Annotated in this window: 17 protein-coding genes; 8 read left to right on the top strand and 9 right to left on the bottom strand. The window is 71.2% G+C overall.

The window, feature by feature from the left end:
* Positions 1 to 369: 369 nt before the first annotated feature.
* Positions 370 to 765, top strand: coding sequence for a hypothetical protein (locus DEI98_RS13880; protein ID WP_071405987.1), 396 nt, complete (start codon positions 370 to 372; stop codon positions 763 to 765).
* A 120-nt stretch (positions 766 to 885) separates the two neighbouring features.
* Here DEI98_RS13880 and DEI98_RS13885 read toward each other — a convergent pair whose 3' ends face one another.
* The 3 genes from DEI98_RS13885 to DEI98_RS13895 form a co-directional block, all read right to left on the bottom strand.
* A complete protein-coding gene (locus DEI98_RS13885; protein WP_111101066.1) occupies positions 886 to 2,283 on the bottom strand; it encodes an FAD-binding oxidoreductase in 1,398 nt (465 codons plus the stop codon).
* 61 nt (positions 2,284 to 2,344) lie between these two features.
* Positions 2,345 to 2,779: a VOC family protein gene (locus tag DEI98_RS13890; RefSeq protein WP_111101067.1), complete on the bottom strand. Its 435-nt coding sequence runs from the start codon at positions 2,777 to 2,779 to the stop codon at positions 2,345 to 2,347.
* Between the two features lie 79 nt (positions 2,780 to 2,858).
* On the bottom strand, positions 2,859 to 3,437 hold the full coding sequence (locus DEI98_RS13895) for a TetR/AcrR family transcriptional regulator (RefSeq protein ID WP_071405182.1): 579 nt from the start codon (positions 3,435 to 3,437) through the stop codon (positions 2,859 to 2,861).
* Positions 3,438 to 3,522: 85 nt separating this feature from the next.
* Here DEI98_RS13895 and DEI98_RS13900 point away from each other — a divergent pair, with 85 nt between their 5' ends.
* A complete protein-coding gene (locus DEI98_RS13900; protein ID WP_111101068.1) occupies positions 3,523 to 4,404 on the top strand; it encodes an NAD-dependent epimerase/dehydratase family protein in 882 nt (293 codons plus the stop codon).
* 356 nt (positions 4,405 to 4,760) lie between these two features.
* On the opposite strand, the gene DEI98_RS13905 is transcribed toward DEI98_RS13900, so the two are convergent.
* Complete coding sequence (locus DEI98_RS13905; protein ID WP_111088888.1) at positions 4,761 to 5,636, bottom strand: DUF808 domain-containing protein; 876 nt, start codon at positions 5,634 to 5,636, stop codon at positions 4,761 to 4,763.
* A gap of 94 nt (positions 5,637 to 5,730) precedes the next feature.
* Between DEI98_RS13905 and DEI98_RS13910 the strand changes: the two genes are divergently transcribed.
* The gene (locus DEI98_RS13910; RefSeq protein ID WP_111033636.1) at positions 5,731 to 6,000 is read left to right on the top strand and encodes a hypothetical protein; all 270 of its coding nucleotides are present in this window, start codon (positions 5,731 to 5,733) and stop codon (positions 5,998 to 6,000) included.
* A gap of 19 nt (positions 6,001 to 6,019) precedes the next feature.
* Here DEI98_RS13910 and DEI98_RS13915 read toward each other — a convergent pair whose 3' ends face one another.
* Positions 6,020 to 6,430 carry a VOC family protein gene (locus DEI98_RS13915; protein ID WP_111101069.1) on the bottom strand — a complete coding sequence of 137 codons (411 nt, stop codon included), beginning with the start codon at positions 6,428 to 6,430 and terminating at the stop codon, positions 6,020 to 6,022.
* Positions 6,431 to 6,477: 47 nt separating this feature from the next.
* Positions 6,478 to 7,086: a TetR family transcriptional regulator gene (locus tag DEI98_RS13920; protein WP_220037082.1), complete on the bottom strand. Its 609-nt coding sequence runs from the start codon at positions 7,084 to 7,086 to the stop codon at positions 6,478 to 6,480.
* A 107-nt stretch (positions 7,087 to 7,193) separates the two neighbouring features.
* Between DEI98_RS13920 and DEI98_RS13925 the strand changes: the two genes are divergently transcribed.
* The gene (locus tag DEI98_RS13925; RefSeq protein ID WP_111101070.1) at positions 7,194 to 8,135 is read left to right on the top strand and encodes an aldo/keto reductase; all 942 of its coding nucleotides are present in this window, start codon (positions 7,194 to 7,196) and stop codon (positions 8,133 to 8,135) included.
* Between the two features lie 10 nt (positions 8,136 to 8,145).
* Here DEI98_RS13925 and DEI98_RS13930 read toward each other — a convergent pair whose 3' ends face one another.
* Positions 8,146 to 8,724, bottom strand: a complete 579-nt coding sequence (locus DEI98_RS13930; protein ID WP_027464431.1) for a TetR family transcriptional regulator — start codon at positions 8,722 to 8,724, stop codon at positions 8,146 to 8,148.
* Between the two features lie 69 nt (positions 8,725 to 8,793).
* Here DEI98_RS13930 and DEI98_RS13935 point away from each other — a divergent pair, with 69 nt between their 5' ends.
* The 3 genes from DEI98_RS13935 to DEI98_RS13945 all read left to right on the top strand — a co-directional run bounded on the left by DEI98_RS13935 (position 8,794) and on the right by DEI98_RS13945 (position 10,649).
* Positions 8,794 to 9,552 carry an SDR family NAD(P)-dependent oxidoreductase gene (locus DEI98_RS13935; protein ID WP_110865003.1) on the top strand — a complete coding sequence of 253 codons (759 nt, stop codon included), beginning with the start codon at positions 8,794 to 8,796 and terminating at the stop codon, positions 9,550 to 9,552.
* A gap of 72 nt (positions 9,553 to 9,624) precedes the next feature.
* Positions 9,625 to 10,230 carry a nucleotidyltransferase domain-containing protein gene (locus tag DEI98_RS13940; RefSeq protein ID WP_111095664.1) on the top strand — a complete coding sequence of 202 codons (606 nt, stop codon included), beginning with the start codon at positions 9,625 to 9,627 and terminating at the stop codon, positions 10,228 to 10,230.
* Entirely contained in the window at positions 10,227 to 10,649 is a 423-nt protein-coding gene (locus DEI98_RS13945) for a hypothetical protein (protein ID WP_111101071.1), read from the top strand. The genes DEI98_RS13940 and DEI98_RS13945 overlap by 4 nt, the downstream gene beginning before the upstream one ends.
* A 311-nt stretch (positions 10,650 to 10,960) precedes the next feature.
* On the opposite strand, the gene DEI98_RS13950 is transcribed toward DEI98_RS13945, so the two are convergent.
* Positions 10,961 to 11,548 (bottom strand): TetR/AcrR family transcriptional regulator, encoded by a 588-nt coding sequence (locus DEI98_RS13950; RefSeq protein ID WP_051596480.1) that lies wholly within the window; start codon positions 11,546 to 11,548, stop codon positions 10,961 to 10,963.
* Positions 11,549 to 11,624: 76 nt separating this feature from the next.
* Complete coding sequence (locus DEI98_RS13955; protein WP_258370873.1) at positions 11,625 to 13,844, bottom strand: MDR family MFS transporter; 2,220 nt, start codon at positions 13,842 to 13,844, stop codon at positions 11,625 to 11,627.
* Positions 13,845 to 13,940: 96 nt separating this feature from the next.
* On the opposite strand from DEI98_RS13955, the gene DEI98_RS18745 reads away from it, so the two are divergent.
* Positions 13,941 to 14,405: a MarR family winged helix-turn-helix transcriptional regulator gene (locus DEI98_RS18745; RefSeq protein ID WP_163343313.1), complete on the top strand. Its 465-nt coding sequence runs from the start codon at positions 13,941 to 13,943 to the stop codon at positions 14,403 to 14,405.
* Positions 14,406 to 14,425: the final 20 nt, after the last annotated feature.

Genomic DNA, 14,425 nt, shown 5'->3' on the forward strand with positions numbered 1-14,425 from the left:
GGCCTGGGCGGAGGAGATCCCGAACGCGGCACCGCCGAGGACGAGGGCGCCGGTCGTGGCGAGGGTGATGGAGGTCTTGAGGCTCTTACGCATCGTGATCAGTCCTTTGCTGTTGTCGCGCTCGGCGCGGCTGCTGTGCGCGCCGAACACACCCTTGGATGGGGTGGAGAACCAGCGATGTGCGGCTGGTGAGCGCTCCGGGTGTTTCCCGGTCGTTGCAGGTGATTCGGCACCCTCCGGCGAAGGGTTTGGACGGATCTGCCGTCGTTACCGCTCTGTGACCTTCGGGCACATCCGGACAGCGGTCACGCCCGCAAGTACGTTCTCTGAGAGGCCGCTGAACGTGGTCCATCGAGAAAGGCACTCCCCATGGCATCGACGTCCAGTCGTCCCACGTCCGTCACCGTCGCGTTCGTCATCTGGCTGGTGGTGGTCCTGGCGAACATCCTGCAGGGCATCATCAACCTCACGTCGGGCTCCTCCGCCGACGTCGCTGACAGTGTCGGCACGGCCCCGCTCGTCGGCGGCGCGATCTTCGCGTTCATCCTCGCCGTGATCGAGCTCATCATCGTCTTCAAGATGCGCGACGGCCGCAACTGGGCCCGCATCGTGCTGACGGTCCTCGCGGTCCTGCAGCTCATCGGTGTCGGCGTCGGCGCGGCCTCGGGTGGCAACGCCTTCGGGTTCATCGGTGGCATCGCGGTGCTCATCGCGACGATCCTGATGTACGTCGGCGGCGCGAACGGGTACTTCCGTCGCCACTGAGCGCGCGTGCGTGCGGATGCGCTCCTGCGTGACGCACACCGGTCGCTGAACGCGACCACCTGACGGACGGGAGGCCCGGTGCCAGCTGGCACCGGGCCTCCCGTCCGTCGTCCGCTCGGGTCAGAACGCCTTGCCCGGGTTCAGGGTCCCCGCCGGGTCGAGCGCGTCCTTCACGGAGCGGTGCATCGCGAGCACGCGGTCGCCGAGCTCGACGCGCAGGCCTGGCAGCTTGAGCAGCCCGACGCCGTGCTCACCGGTCACCGTCCCGCCGAGCGCCAGGCAGTCCGCCACGATCTGGTCGAACGCGGTCTTCGCGCGGGCCTTCGCGGCGTCGTCGCCCGCGGGCGCGATGATCAGCGGGTGCAGGTTGCCGTCGCCGGCGTGCGCGATGTTGGCGATCGTGACGTCCTGCGCGTCCGCGGTCACCTGGATCCGCCGGAGCATCTCGGGCACCGCGCTCCGCGGCACGCAGATGTCCTCGGTCAGCACCGGACCGAGCCGTTCGAGAGCCGGGTAGGCGAGCCGGCGGGCCTGGAACAGCCGGTCGATGTCTCCGGGGTCGGTGGCCCGCTCGACGTCCGTGCCGCCGGCCTCGGCGAAGACGTCCGCGACGTGGTCGGCGATCGCGTCCCCGGCGGCACCGCGCTCGTCGACCCGCGCGAGCAGCAGGGTGTCGACGTCCGCCGGCAGCCCGAGGTGCATCCAGTCGTCGACGGCGCGCAGGCAGGTGCGGTCGACGATCTCGAGTGCTGCGGGGATGATGCCCGCGCGCGAGATCGCGGCCACGGCGTCGCCCGCGGCGGTCAGCGAGGGGAAGTACCCGATCACCGCCCGTTCGTCACGGCCGGCCAGGGGGAGCAGCCGCACGGTGACCGACACGACGATGCCGAGCGTGCCCTCGGAACCGACCATCAGCCCCGTGAGGTCGTACCCGGCGACGCCCTTCGCCGTCCGGCGGCCGAGCTCGACCACCGATCCGTCGGCCAGCACGACGGTCATGCCGAGGACGTAGTCGCGGGTGACCCCGTACTTGACGCAGCAGATGCCGCCGGCGTTCGTCGCGACGTTGCCGCCGATCGTCGAGATCGCCGAGCTCGCGGGGTCCGGCGGGTACCAGAGGCCGTGCTCGGCGACCGCGGCGCGGAGTGCGTCGTTGATGACGCCGGGTTCGGTGACCGCGTAGCGCTCGTCGGTGTTCACCTCGAGCACCCGGTTCATCCGCTCGAGCGACACGACGATCGAGTCGGCCATCGCGTTGGCGCCGCCGGACAGACCGGTGCCGGCACCGCGGGGGACGACCCGGAGACCGGCGGCGGCTGCCCAGCGGACGGCGGTGACGACGTCGTCGGTGCTGCGTGCCAGGACGACGGCGAGCGGTGCCGTGGAGTCGGCCCACTCGGCGTCGTCGTGGCGGTAGCGCTCGAGCGACTCCGGGTCGCGGAGGACCTGGTCGGACCCCAGCAGGTGTTCGAGGGCGGTGGCGTCGGCTGCGGTGGCGGATGCGGCGATGACGGTCATGCGGGGTGCGGGTCCTTCCGGGGCGCGGCGATGCGGGTCGGGTCCGTCGACGATACGCCGGTCAGTCCAGGCAGAACTCGTTGCCCTCGACGTCCTGCATGACGATGCACGACTCGTTCACCTGGTCCGCCGTCATCCGACGGACCTGGGTGGCGCCGAGCCCGACCAGACGGGCGCTCTCGGCGTCGAGGGCCGCGAGCCGTTCGGCGCCGACCATCCCGGTGCCGACCCGGACGTCCAGGTGCACGCGGTTCTTGACCGTCTTGCCCTCGGGGACGCGCTGGAAGAACAGGCGGGGGCCGGCACCGGTCGGGTCGACGCACGCGAAGGCCGAGCCCTGGTGCTCCGGCGGCAGCGACCGGTCGTACGCGTCCCAGTCGGCGAACCCCGGTGGGGGCGGTGGCACCACGTACCCGAGGACCTCGCACCAGAACCGGGCGACACGCTCCGGCTCGGCGCAGTCGAACGTCACCTGGACCTGTCGCACCGTTGCCATGGCGCCGAGGATACGACGATGCGCGACCGGCGTCCGCCCGGCGTTCGCCCCGCGTCCGCCCGCGTCCGCCCGCGTCCGCTCAGCCCAGCTGGGCGGCCGCTGCTCGGAGCTCGGCGAGCGCGGCCGTGGCGTGGTCGGCCAGTCGGTCGTCGTCGGCGCGCCCCACACCCGACCACCGCTCGAAGCCCTGCTTGAAGGCGAGGACACCCATCTCGGCGGCCAGTCGAGCGGGCGCGTCGGGGACACCGCGGCCGACCAGGGCGTCGGTCATGGCCGCGGCCATCCCGACGCTCTTCAGGGCGTCGCGCTCCTGCAGTTCGGCGCTGGCGGCGACCGCCGCTCGCAGTCGTGGTCCGAGCTCGCGGTTCAGCGGTCCCATCTCGTCCGAGGCCCGTTCCAGACCCGCGGCGACGGCGTCGAGCGGGGTGGCGTCGGCCGGTGCGTCGGTGATGCCCTCGGCGAGCAGCCGGCTCAGGGTCTCCTGCCCGGCGACGAGCAGTTCGCGCTTGTCCGGGAAGTGCCGGAAGAACGTGCTCTTGGTGACACCGGCGCGCTCGGTGATCTGCGCGACGGTCGTCTCGTCGTAGCCCTGCTCGGAGAACAGGTCGACCGCGGCCAGGACCAGTCGTTCCCGGGCCCCGGGTTCCCATCGCACCATGGGACGATCATACGCGACGGGACAATTGTCCCATCACGGGTGTACGGTGACGGTACAAAAGTCCCATCACTTGTGAGGAGCACCCATGCACGTCTTCGTCACCGGCGGCACCGGCACCATCGGCACCGCCGTCGTCACCGAACTCATCACCGCCGGGCACGCCGTCACGGCCCTGGCCCGCTCGGACCGGTCGGCCGCTGCCCTCGTCGCCGCGGGGGCGACCCCCGCCCGCGGTGCGCTCACCGACCTCGACGTGCTGCGCGACGGCGCACGCGCCGCCGACGGGGTCATCAGCCTCGCGTTCTCGAACGACTTCAGTTCGGCGGAGGCGCTCGAGCGGGGGATCGCCGAGGAAGGCGCCGCCATGGCCGCACTCGGCGAGGCACTCGTCGGCAGCGACCGCCCGTTCGTCGTCGTCTCCGGCACGCCGTGGGAGCCCGGCCGGGCCTCGGTCGAGACCGACCCGCTCCCGCTCGAGGGGCCGGTCGCGGGTCGAGCCCGATCCGTCCTCGCCGCCCTCGACCTGGCGGCACGGGGCGTCCGGGTCTCGGCGATCCGGCTGCCGCGCACCGTGCATGCGGACGGCACGGGCGGGTTCGCCGGCATCCTGACGGAGACGGCCCGACAGGCAGGGGTGGCGGGCTACCCCGGCGACGGCGAGCAGCGGTGGCCCGCCGTGCACGCCGCGGACGCCGCGGTGCTGTTCCGGCTCGCGCTCGAAGGTGCTCCGGCAGGGACCGTCTGGCACGCGGTCGCCGACGAGGGGGACCGGGTGCGTGCCCTGGCCGAGGTCATCGGGCGTCGGCTCGGCCTGCCGGTCGAGCGGGTGGCCGACGAGACGTTCGGCGCGTTCGCGCCGATCTTCGCGATGGACCAGCCTGCGTCGAGTGCCCACACGCGCGACGCGCTCGGCTGGGCCCCGACCCACCCGAGCCTGCTCGAGGACCTGGAGAACGTGCAGCGCTGAGCGCTGAGCGCTGAGCGCTGCCAGTGCGCGGTGCGGCGTGCGCGATGCGGTGCGGCGTTGATGGCGTGGTGCGCGCCTGTGGCGCGTCACGGGGCGGTCAGGCGCGCACCGGTCGGCGTTGCGCGCACGGTGCGCCGGTCGGGAGGTGCGGTGCCGGGCCGCCCCGGGCCTCCTGGCTGTGCGGTGGGCGCTGCCAGTGCACGGTGCGGCGTGCGCGATGCGGTGCGGCGTGCGCGATGCGGTGCGGCGTGCGCGATGCGGTGCGGCGTTGATGGCGTGGTGCGCGCCTGTGGCGCGTCACGGGGCGGTCAGGCGCGCACCGGTCGGCGTTGCGCACGGTGCGCCGTGCAGCCGCGTCAGTGCTGCGTGCCGCGCAGGCGGCCGATGCCCAGCACGATGCCGACGACGACCATGCCCAGCGCGAGGCCGGCCACGGCCGACACGGCGGTGTCGGCGATCCAGACGACGACGGGGCCTGCGGCCTCGAGCGCGTGCTCGATCACGTGCAGCAGGTCGTAGGGCCCGTGCCAGACGGTCTCGGCGAGGTTCGCGATGACCAGGTGTCCACCCACCCAGAGCATCGCGACCGTGCCGATGACGCTGATGACCCGGAAGACCATCGGCATCGCACGGACGATGCGGGCACCGATCCGGCGGGTGCGGCGGACCGAGTTCTTCATCATCTGCAGGCCGATGTCGTCGACCTTCACGAGCAGTGCCACGGCACCGTAGACGACGGCCGTCATGACCAGACCGATCACGATCAGGGCGCCGAGCGTCGGCCAGAGCCCCAGGTCGGGGTCGAGGCCCGCCAGCGCGATGAGCATGATCTCGGTGCTCAGGATGAGGTCGGTGCGGATGGCGCCGAAGACGAGCTTCGGTTCGGTGACGGCCTCGTCGGACCCGCCCTCGTGGTGGACACCGAACCACTCGGTGACCTTCTCGGCGCCCTCGAAGCACAGGTACGTGCCGCCGAGCAGCAGCAGCCACGGCAGCACCCCGGGTGCGAACGCCGTGAGCAGCAACGCCAGCGGGATGATGATGATGAACTTGTTGAACAGGCTGCCGAGGGCGATGCGCCCGACGACGGGGAGTTCACGAGCGGGCTCGAGGCCCTGCACGTACTGGGGCGTGACGGCGGCGTCGTCGATGACGACCCCGGCGGTCTTCGCGCTGGCCTTGAGGGCTGCGGAGAGGATGTCGTCCACCACGGCGAGCAATCCGACTGACAATGCGTTCTCCACTCGTCTGACCTGTGACCGTGCACAGCGTAGTGGCCGCGGAGCATCCTGAACGCCAGCCGCGGGGCGTCCGTAGGCTCGCGGCATGGCTGACTTCACCGCATCCCAGGCCGCCGTCGTCCGGATCGAGCGTTCCGAGCAGGGGCGCTGGGACCTCTCCGTCATCAGCGACGCCGGTGTCGCGATGGGGCACGGCGTGTACCTGTTCGACGCGGAGCACGACGACGCCGAGGACGAGCAGGCCGCGGCCCTCGACTTCGTGCGCGACTACGGGTTCCGGTTCGAGCGCGACGCGGTGCAGGCCGACGGTCCCGACGCCTTCTGGGCACCGCTGCTGCCGTCCGACCAGCAGTAGGCGCTGCAGCGCGCGGGACTCAGCGCGCCGAGTCCTCGAACCCGATCAGCCAGGTGACGCCGTACGCGTCGCGGACGGTGCCGTCCCAGTCGCCCCACGGGCGCTGCTGCAGCGGGTCGATCACCGTGCCGCCCTCGGCGAGCTGGTCGAACCACCGACGCAGGACGTCCGGTTCCGCAGCGCCGAGCAGTGAGAAGAGCAGCCCGGTCGCCGCGAACGGGGTGTCGCCCTCGCTCGCGTCCGCGGCGAACAGCTGCAGCTCGCCGGTGAGCTGGCCGTGCGCGACGGCGTCGGCCGGGCCGTCCGTGCGGGAGAAGTCCGCGTAGGTCGCGATCTGCACGTCGCCGCCGAACACCCGCTGCCAGTGCTCGAGGGCCTGCCTGGCGGTGCCGGCGAACTGGAAGTACGGCGCGGGTCCGGTCGTGTGCATGCCCGGCAAGGTACTCCGGAGTGCGGACTGGGGAACCCTGTCGGTGGTCAGTCCGTGGGGCGGATGACGTCGAAGGTGCGGCGCAGGGTGCGAACCGCGTCGGGTTCGTCCCCGACGGCCCAGGCGGCGATCGCGACGTCGAAGCACCCGAGGGCCGCCTGCACGAGGGTTCGGGCACGCAGATCGACGTCTGGTCCCCCGAGCCGCTCGGCGACCAGGGGTGTCAGGACCTCGGCCCACGCGTGGTGCTTCTCGAGGTTGCGCGCCCGCAGCGACGCCGTGCTGGTCATCACCCGGATCGAGCGGCGGGCGGTCTCGGTGTCCTCACCGCCGCTGTCGCTGACCAGGTCGGCGAACGCCTCACGCAGTGCTGTCCACACGGGTTCGTCCGCGGGGCGGGACCGGAACGCCGCGGCCAGTGCCTCGCGGTGCCGGCCGGGATCACCGATGACGGTGTCCTCCTTGGCGGGGAAGTAGCGGTGGAAACTCCGCGCGGAGATCCCCACCTCGGCGGCGATCTGCTCGACGGTGACCTGGTCGAACCCGTCAGCGTCGAAGCGTGCGATCGCGACCTCGGCGACGCGGGCGCGCACGGCGTCGCGTGCGATGTCCCGCAGGCCGGGCTTCGCGGCGGGTTCCGTCGGGTGTGCGCTCACGGACCGATCCTACCTCGACGGCAGTGCGTGCTGAAAGTGGCAGGGCCTGACAGAACAGGCGTACAGTGCCACATGCATGACCTCGACACGTCACGAAGGGACGGAACATGCAGCAACGCACCCTCGGCCGACAGGGCCTCACCGTCAGCGCCATCGGCTACGGCGCCATGGGCACCACGTTCGCCTACGGCCCGGGCGACGACACCGAGTCGATCGCCGCCATCCGCACCGCCCACGACCTCGGAGTCACCCACTTCGACACCGCCGAGCTCTACGGCTGGGGCACCGGTGAGCGTCTGCTCGGCGCAGCGCTCGCACCGATCCGAGACAAGGTGACCATCGCCACCAAGTTCGGCTTCACCCCGGAGACCTACGCGCCGAACTCGCGCCCTGACCACATCCGTCAGGTCGTCGATGCGAGCCTGCTGAACCTCGGTACGGACTCGATCGACCTGCTCTACCAGCACGTCCACGACCCGGCGGTCCCGATCGAGGACGTCGTCGGCACCATGCGGGAGTTCGTGCAGGCCGGCAAGGTCCGGTACCTCGGCTTGTCGAACACCGACGCCGAGCAGATCCGTCGCGCACATGCCGTGCACCCGATCTCCGTCCTCCAGACCGAGTACTCCGTCTTCTCGCGCGAGTCCGAGGAACTCTTCCCGGTCGTCGACGAACTCGGCATCGGCCTGGTGGCTTACTCACCGCTCGCACGCGGGTTCCTGAGCGGCGCGGTGCAACCCCGCAGCGCCTACGCTGCTGACGACATCCGTCACCAGCTCGAGTGGTGGGCGCCGGAGCACTTCGACGCGAACGTCGGGGTGACCGCTGCCCTCACCGAGATCGCTGACGCGAAGGGCATTCGGGTCTCGCAGCTGGCGCTCGCGTGGATCCTCGCGAAGCGCGACGACCTCGTGCCGATTCCGGGGTCGCGCAACCCGGTGCGCGTCGCGGAGAACGTCGCGGCGGCCGACATCGTGCTCGCTGACGACGAGGTGGCACGGATCGACGCGCTGTCCCGCGAGGTCCGCGGGAAGCGAGCGATGGGCTGAACAGGGCTCATCAGTCGAGCAGCGCGAGTGCCCGCTCCAGGACGTCCTCCGGACGGCCGTCGCCGTGCAGTGCCCACCAGGTGAGTGCGGCGCTCGCGGCGGCGGCCAGCGTGTGGGCGCGTACCGCGACGGCGAGGTCGTCGGCGGTGACCCCGTCCCGCTCGGCCACGTACCGCAGGATCTCGTCGGTCAGGGCCGTGACCGTCGCGGCGCCGACGTGCTCGAGCGACGGGTTCGCGCGGATGACCCGGAGCCGGTGTCGGGTGACCTCGACCGCGTCGTCCGGGAACGTCGCACCGATCCGGTAGGCCGCCCGGAGCGCCACCGCCGAGGGTTCGTCTGCCGGCCGTGACCGCAGGGCCTCGCGGAAGCGTGCGGCGAACTCGTCGAGACCGCCCCACACCAGCGCCGCCTTGTTCGGGAACAACCGGAAGAGCGACCGGCGACTGACCCCGGCCGCCGCGGCGACGTCGTCCATCGACACCGCGTCGAAGCCCTGGTCGTCGAACAGCCGGAGTGCGACGAGGGACACGGCGTCGGGGTCGATGGTGCGCGGGCGCCCCGTCGGACGGTCGTTCGTCGAGCTCATGGAGACCTTTCGGCACTGAGTGCTATAACCGGGTGTGGCGCAGCGAGCGCCTCTCATTGAGGAGACCACATGACCGACACCACCGCCGGACGGTTCACCGGCAGGACCATCATCGTCACCGGAGCGGGTTCCGGCATCGGACGCGCCACGGCGACACGCATCGCGAACGAGGGCGGCCGCGTCATCGCGACCGACGTCGTGGCTGATCGGCTCGATGCACTGCGCACGGAGCTCGAGGGCCTCGCAGTGGAGACCGTCGTCGGCGACGTCGCCGCGAGGGAGACCATCGACGCACTCATCGCCGCCGCCGGCGACCGGGTGGACGGGCTCGCCAACGTCGCCGGCATCATGGACGCGTTCCTGCCGCCGGACGAGGTCGACGACGCCACCTGGGAGCGTGTCTTCAGCGTCAACGTCACCGGCCCGATGCGCCTGACCCGCGCGGTGCTGCCGCTGATGATCGCCGCCGGCAAGGGATCGGTCGTGAACGTCGCGTCCGAGGCTGCGTTGAAGGCCTCGGCTGCCGGTGCTGCCTACACCTCGTCGAAGCACGCCATCGCCGGGTACACCAAGAGCGTCGCGTTCTTCCACGGGCCGCAGGGCATCCGGGCGAACGCCGTGGCGCCGGGTGCGGTCGCCACGAACATCGAGGCGCCGATGCGCAGCGAGTACGCGGCTCGCCGGGTCGGTCCGATCATGCAGACCACCATCCCGCCGGTCGCCCAGCCCGAGCAGCTCGCCGCCGCCATCACCTGGCTGCTGAGCGACGACTCGGCGAACGTCAACGGTGCGGTGCTGCCGAGCGACGGTGGCTGGTCCGTGGTCTGACGGATTTGCTCAGATACGAGTAGAAATCTACCTCGAGTGGTAGATTTCTACTCGATCTGATCGGACCTCTCCATGCAGTTGCAATCTCCCCTCGCGACGGTCACCACCTCCGTGGACGGCGATGTCCTCGCGGTGTTGGCACTGGCCCCCGGACCCCTGACGATCGCGGGAATCTGCAGCCTGGTGCCCGACCGGTCGTACGCCGGGGTCCGGAACAGTGCGGATCGGCTGGTCGAGCAGGGCCTCGTCGACGGGCATCGGACCGGACGGACGAAGTCCTTCACCCTGAACCGAGAGCACCTCGCCGCCGATGCGGTCACCGCCCTGGCCGACCTCCGGCGTGCCCTGCTCGAACGACTCCGCTCCGGCTGTCGGTCGATCCCCCTCCGGTACGCCGCGCTCTTCGGATCCGGGGCCCGCGGTGCGATGCGCCCGGACAGCGATCTCGATCTCTGCTTCGTCGTCACTCGCGGCCGACGCCCGGACGCCGAGGACCAGATCCACGCCTTGTGCCGCGCAGCCGGTCGTTGGACCGGCAACGCCGTGCGGCCGGTCGTCTTCGACGAGGACGAGATCGAGGGCACCGATCCGCTCCTCGCGTCGGTTGCTCGGGACGGGATTCCCATCGCAGGTGACGGTCGTTGGCTGTCTCGGAAGCTCCGTACGCTGACCGGATGACCCCGCGAACCGGCACCACCGCACCGGGCGACGATTCGTTCCGGAGGGGCCGGCTCGCCAAGGCGACGGAGTTCCTCGACGCTGCTGACGTCCTCCGCGCGTTGGGTGGTGACGGAGGGGTGGTCAGCGCCGGGTCACAGTTCGCGAACGCGTTCGTCACACAGTGCGTCCTCAGCGGCATCGCTGCGGCTGATGCGATCTGCGTGGCTCGGACCGGCAGGTACTCGCGATCGGGAGCGCACGACGAGGCAGTGCCCGTGCTCCGCGCAGCTGCCGGGCCGGCGGTCGCGAAGCACCTCGAGGTGCTCTTGGCTGTGAAGACCAAGGCCGAGTACAACGCGAGGTCGGTCAGCGACGGCGACATCGTGCGCGCCGGCGGAGCCGCCGAGGCACTCGAGGCGGCCGCGCGGTCAGTCTGACGGGCTGGTCGAGCGGGCGACCACGACATCGTCGTGCTGCGCGTGCTCCGGTTCGCCCGCGACCGCTCGCGTGAGGCACTCGTGTGGCACCGGCCGGCGCGGCGGCGTCAGGGCGTCTCCACCTGACGGACGGGAGGCCCGTGGCGACGCCGCCACGGGCCTCCCGTCCGCCCTTCGCTCGCGTCGACGACGCGCGGTTCCTTCCCAGAGCACGTGCGCTGGAAAGCGGAATCGGGCGTACCTGGCAGGAAGTTCCTGCCAGGTACGCCCGATTCGACCAGGTACGCCCGAAGGGCCCCGCTACCCCCGCCTCAGGAGACGAGCGCCGCCATCTCGCGCACGACGGCACGGAGCCGGTCCGCGAGCTCGTCGTTGCTCCGCACGGTCTCGCGGTGCGCCACCTCGCTGAGCGCCGACATCACCAGGGTCACCGCGGTGCGGGCGGTCTGTGCGTCCGTGCGGGTGCCGACGACGCTGAGCAGGGACTGGCGCGACTCGGCCATCCACTGCATCACCATCGAGGACATCTCCGGCCGGAGCACGAGCAGCTCCTTCATGCGACGGCGGTCCTGCGAGAGCGGGACGGTGGCCGCGACCAGGGCGCACAGGTCGTCGACCAGGGCACCGTCGGCCTCGGCGAACCAGGCCGCTGAGCGCTCCGGGACCTCGACCGAGTCGAGCCCGAGCGCCGCGTGCGCCTTCGACGAGAAGTAGTTGAAGAAGGTGCGGGGGGAGACGTCGGCGTCGGCGCAGATCTGCTCGACCGTGACGCCGTCGAGCCCGTGCGCGGACACCAGCGTGAGCGCTGCGTCGTGCAGTGCCTGCCGGGTCTGCTGCTTCTTCCGTTCACGCAGCGTGCACGGCTCCGTTGCCGCAGCCGCTGCCGGGGTGGTGATCACGTGGACTCCTGGTGGGTTGGTGTGTGTGGGAGGGGCGCCCGCCCGGAAAGGGGGCACGGACGGACGCCCCGGTCGGTCACCGACGGTGCGTCGGCGTGGATCCGGTCGAACCCGAGCCGGTCGAACCCGAACCGGTCGGCACGGACCCGGTCGGCACGGACCCGGTCATCGGTCCGGTGAACGAGCCGGCCTCGGCTGCGGCGGCGCCCGCCTCGGCCTCGAGCTGCGCCTCGGCGGACATGTCGGCCTGCTCCTGCAGCGCGGAACGCTGGCGCAGCGGCGGCACCCGGAAGAACCAGGTCAGCACGAACGCGAGCAGGATGACGCCGAGACCGACCCAGTAGATCGTCACGGACGAGGCGTTGAAGCCCGCCATGAACGGCCGGGTCAGGCGGCTGTCGGCACCGGTCAGGAACGAGGTGTCGTTCGTGCTGGTGGCGCTGTCGCTCGTGGTGTTGCCGTCGTCGATCTTCTTCGCCAGCTCCGGGGTGAGCTCGTCGACCCAGTAGGAGCGCTGGTCGGCGTCCGCCCAGTCGACGGACACGGTGTCGCCCTGTACGCTGGCGTGCGCCTGGTCGGCGACCTGTTCGAGGGCGGACTGCTCGGCGGCCGGCGTGGCCGCGGCGACCTGCTGGTCGATGACGGTCTGCGCGGCTGCGGCGGGCACGGCACCGGCGGCGACCTGCTGCTGCACGGCCGCGGTGACCTGCTCGGTGACCGCGGCGTCGGCGGCCTGCTTCGCCTTGGCCGAGGCTGCGTCGAGCTGCGACTGCACGGTCTTCGTCAGCGGGGTGACGACGGGCGTCCAGATCTTGTCCATGGCGCCCTGGTTCGCCTTCGCGCTGGCGACGGTCGGGTTGAGCGCGGCGTCGAGTGCCGGACCGAGGTCCTTCTGGTTCGCGGTCGCGGTCAGGATGTTCGCCGGCATCACCGAGAACAGGATGGACAGCAGCACGGCGGTACCGAGCGTGCCACCGATCTGGCGGAAGAACGTGGCGGACGACGTGGCGACGCCCATGTCACGGGCCTCGACGGAGCCCTGCGACGCCAGGGTCAGCGACTGCATGACCGAGCCGAGGCCGAGACCGATGAGGAACATGCCGATCATCAGGAACCAGAGCGGCTTGTCGATCGACATGAAGGTCAGGACGACGTAGCCGGCGGAGACGAGCGCGGTGCCGATGACCGGGAAGATCCGGTACCGGCCGACGCGGGCGACGATCTGACCGCTCGTGATCGAGGCGATCATCAGGCCGCCGACCAGGGGCAGCGTGGCGAAACCGGACTCGGTCGGGGTGAGCCCGACGACGATCTGCAGGTAGAGCGGGATCGTGAGCATCGCGCCGAACATCGCGAAGCCGACCAGGAACCCGATGACGGTCGCCATCGAGAACGTGCCCGAGCGGAACAGCTTGAGCGGGATGATCGCCGCGTCGCCCATCTTCGACTCGATGAGCAGCAGGCCGATCAGGCCGACGACACCGACGACGTAGCAGGCGATGGCGGCGGGGGAGCCCCAGCCCCAGATGCGGCCCTGTTCGGCGACGAGCAGGAGCGGCACGAGGGTGACGATGACGGCGGTCGCGCCCCACCAGTCGACCTTCGGCTTCGCGTCGCCGGCGCCGTGCACCTTCGGCAGGTGCAGGAACACGATGACCATGAGGAGCGCCGCGACACCGATCGGCACGTTGATCAGGAGCACCCAGCGCCAGCCTGTGATCCACAGGATCTCGGAGGAACCGGCGAGCAGACCACCGATGAGCGGGCCGATCACGGACGAGATGCCGAACACGGCGAGGAAGTACCCCTGGTACTTGGCACGCTCACGCGGGGCGAGGATGTCGCCCATGATCGCGAGCGGCAGCGACATCAGCGCGCCGGCACCGATGCCCTGCACCGCGCGGAAGGCGGCGAGCATGAGCATCGAGGTGGACATCGACGACAGGACGGCGCCGAGGATGAAGACGACGATGCCGAAGATGTACAGCGGGCGGCGGCCGAAGATGTCGGAGAGCTTGCCGTAGATCGGCGTCGCGATCGTCGAGGTGATGAGGTACGCGGTCGTCACCCAGGCCTGCTGGTCGAGCCCGTGCAGGTCGTCGCCGATCGTGCGGATCGCCGTGCCGAACACCGTCTGGCCGAGCGAGGACAGGAACATGCCCGCCATCAGGCCGTAGATCACCAGGAGGATCTGACGGTGGGTCATCAGCGGCTGCTGGCCGGCGCCCCCGGAGGCCGCGGGGGCCTCGGCGGTGTGCCGGCCGTGCTGCACCGGGACGGGTGCGGTGGCGGTCATCGAACTCCTTTTTCTGGCTGTGAAACTTTGCAGACCGCGCAACGATACATCTGTTGCTTCCGGCAAGCAACTAAATGTGCCCGCTACGCTGAGCGCGTGACCGACGACCGGCGTGCCGCCGAGCGACTCCTGCGATCCCAGCTCGACCGGCTGTGGGTCCGGCAGACCCTGCGCTCCTCGCTCATCGAGTCCCGGGGTGGCCTCGACCCGACGGCCCGCGTGATCCTGCGCGCCGTCGCCGGGCACGGCCCCGTCCGGGCGACGGCGATCGCCGACGCGACGGGGCTGTCGCGCCCGGTGATCAGCCGCCGGGTCGCCTCGCTGATCGAGGCCGAACACCTGATCGGATCGCCGGACCCCGCGGACGGCCGCGCCACGCTCGTCACGCTCGCCCCCGCCGGCCGACGGCTGCTCGACGAGCTGGACGCCGCCGGCGCCGAGGTGTTCGACGACCTGACGGAGGAGTTCGCCTCGGACGAGCTGCGCTCGCTCGCCGAGATGCTGACGCGACTGAACGACCGGGCGGACGCGGTCCTGGGGATCGGCACCACGCGCTCCTGACGTGACCAACACGGCGGACG

The sequence above is a fragment of the Curtobacterium sp. MCLR17_034 genome, from assembly GCF_003234485.1.
GTDB classification, from domain to species: Bacteria; Actinomycetota; Actinomycetes; order Actinomycetales; family Microbacteriaceae; genus Curtobacterium; species Curtobacterium flaccumfaciens.

Bases quoted from the DNA above. Each gene is read 5' to 3' on its own strand.
- DEI98_RS13880 (WP_071405987.1), top strand. From the start codon at position 370: ATGGCATCGACGTCCAGTCGTCCCACGTCCGTCACCGTCGCGTTCGTC.
- DEI98_RS13885 (WP_111101066.1), bottom strand. From the start codon at position 2,283: ATGACCGTCATCGCCGCATCCGCCACCGCAGCCGACGCCACCGCCCTC.
- DEI98_RS13910 (WP_111033636.1), top strand. From the start codon at position 5,731: ATGGCTGACTTCACCGCATCCCAGGCCGCCGTCGTCCGGATCGAGCGT.
- DEI98_RS13895 (WP_071405182.1), bottom strand. From the start codon at position 3,437: ATGGTGCGATGGGAACCCGGGGCCCGGGAACGACTGGTCCTGGCCGCG.
- DEI98_RS13955 (WP_258370873.1), bottom strand. From the start codon at position 13,844: ATGACCGCCACCGCACCCGTCCCGGTGCAGCACGGCCGGCACACCGCC.
- DEI98_RS13940 (WP_111095664.1), top strand. From the start codon at position 9,625: ATGCAGTTGCAATCTCCCCTCGCGACGGTCACCACCTCCGTGGACGGC.
- DEI98_RS13930 (WP_027464431.1), bottom strand. From the start codon at position 8,724: ATGAGCTCGACGAACGACCGTCCGACGGGGCGCCCGCGCACCATCGAC.
- DEI98_RS13935 (WP_110865003.1), top strand. From the start codon at position 8,794: ATGACCGACACCACCGCCGGACGGTTCACCGGCAGGACCATCATCGTC.
- DEI98_RS13925 (WP_111101070.1), top strand. From the start codon at position 7,194: ATGCAGCAACGCACCCTCGGCCGACAGGGCCTCACCGTCAGCGCCATC.
- DEI98_RS13945 (WP_111101071.1), top strand. From the start codon at position 10,227: ATGACCCCGCGAACCGGCACCACCGCACCGGGCGACGATTCGTTCCGG.
- DEI98_RS13890 (WP_111101067.1), bottom strand. From the start codon at position 2,779: ATGGCAACGGTGCGACAGGTCCAGGTGACGTTCGACTGCGCCGAGCCG.
- DEI98_RS13900 (WP_111101068.1), top strand. From the start codon at position 3,523: ATGCACGTCTTCGTCACCGGCGGCACCGGCACCATCGGCACCGCCGTC.
- DEI98_RS13915 (WP_111101069.1), bottom strand. From the start codon at position 6,430: ATGCACACGACCGGACCCGCGCCGTACTTCCAGTTCGCCGGCACCGCC.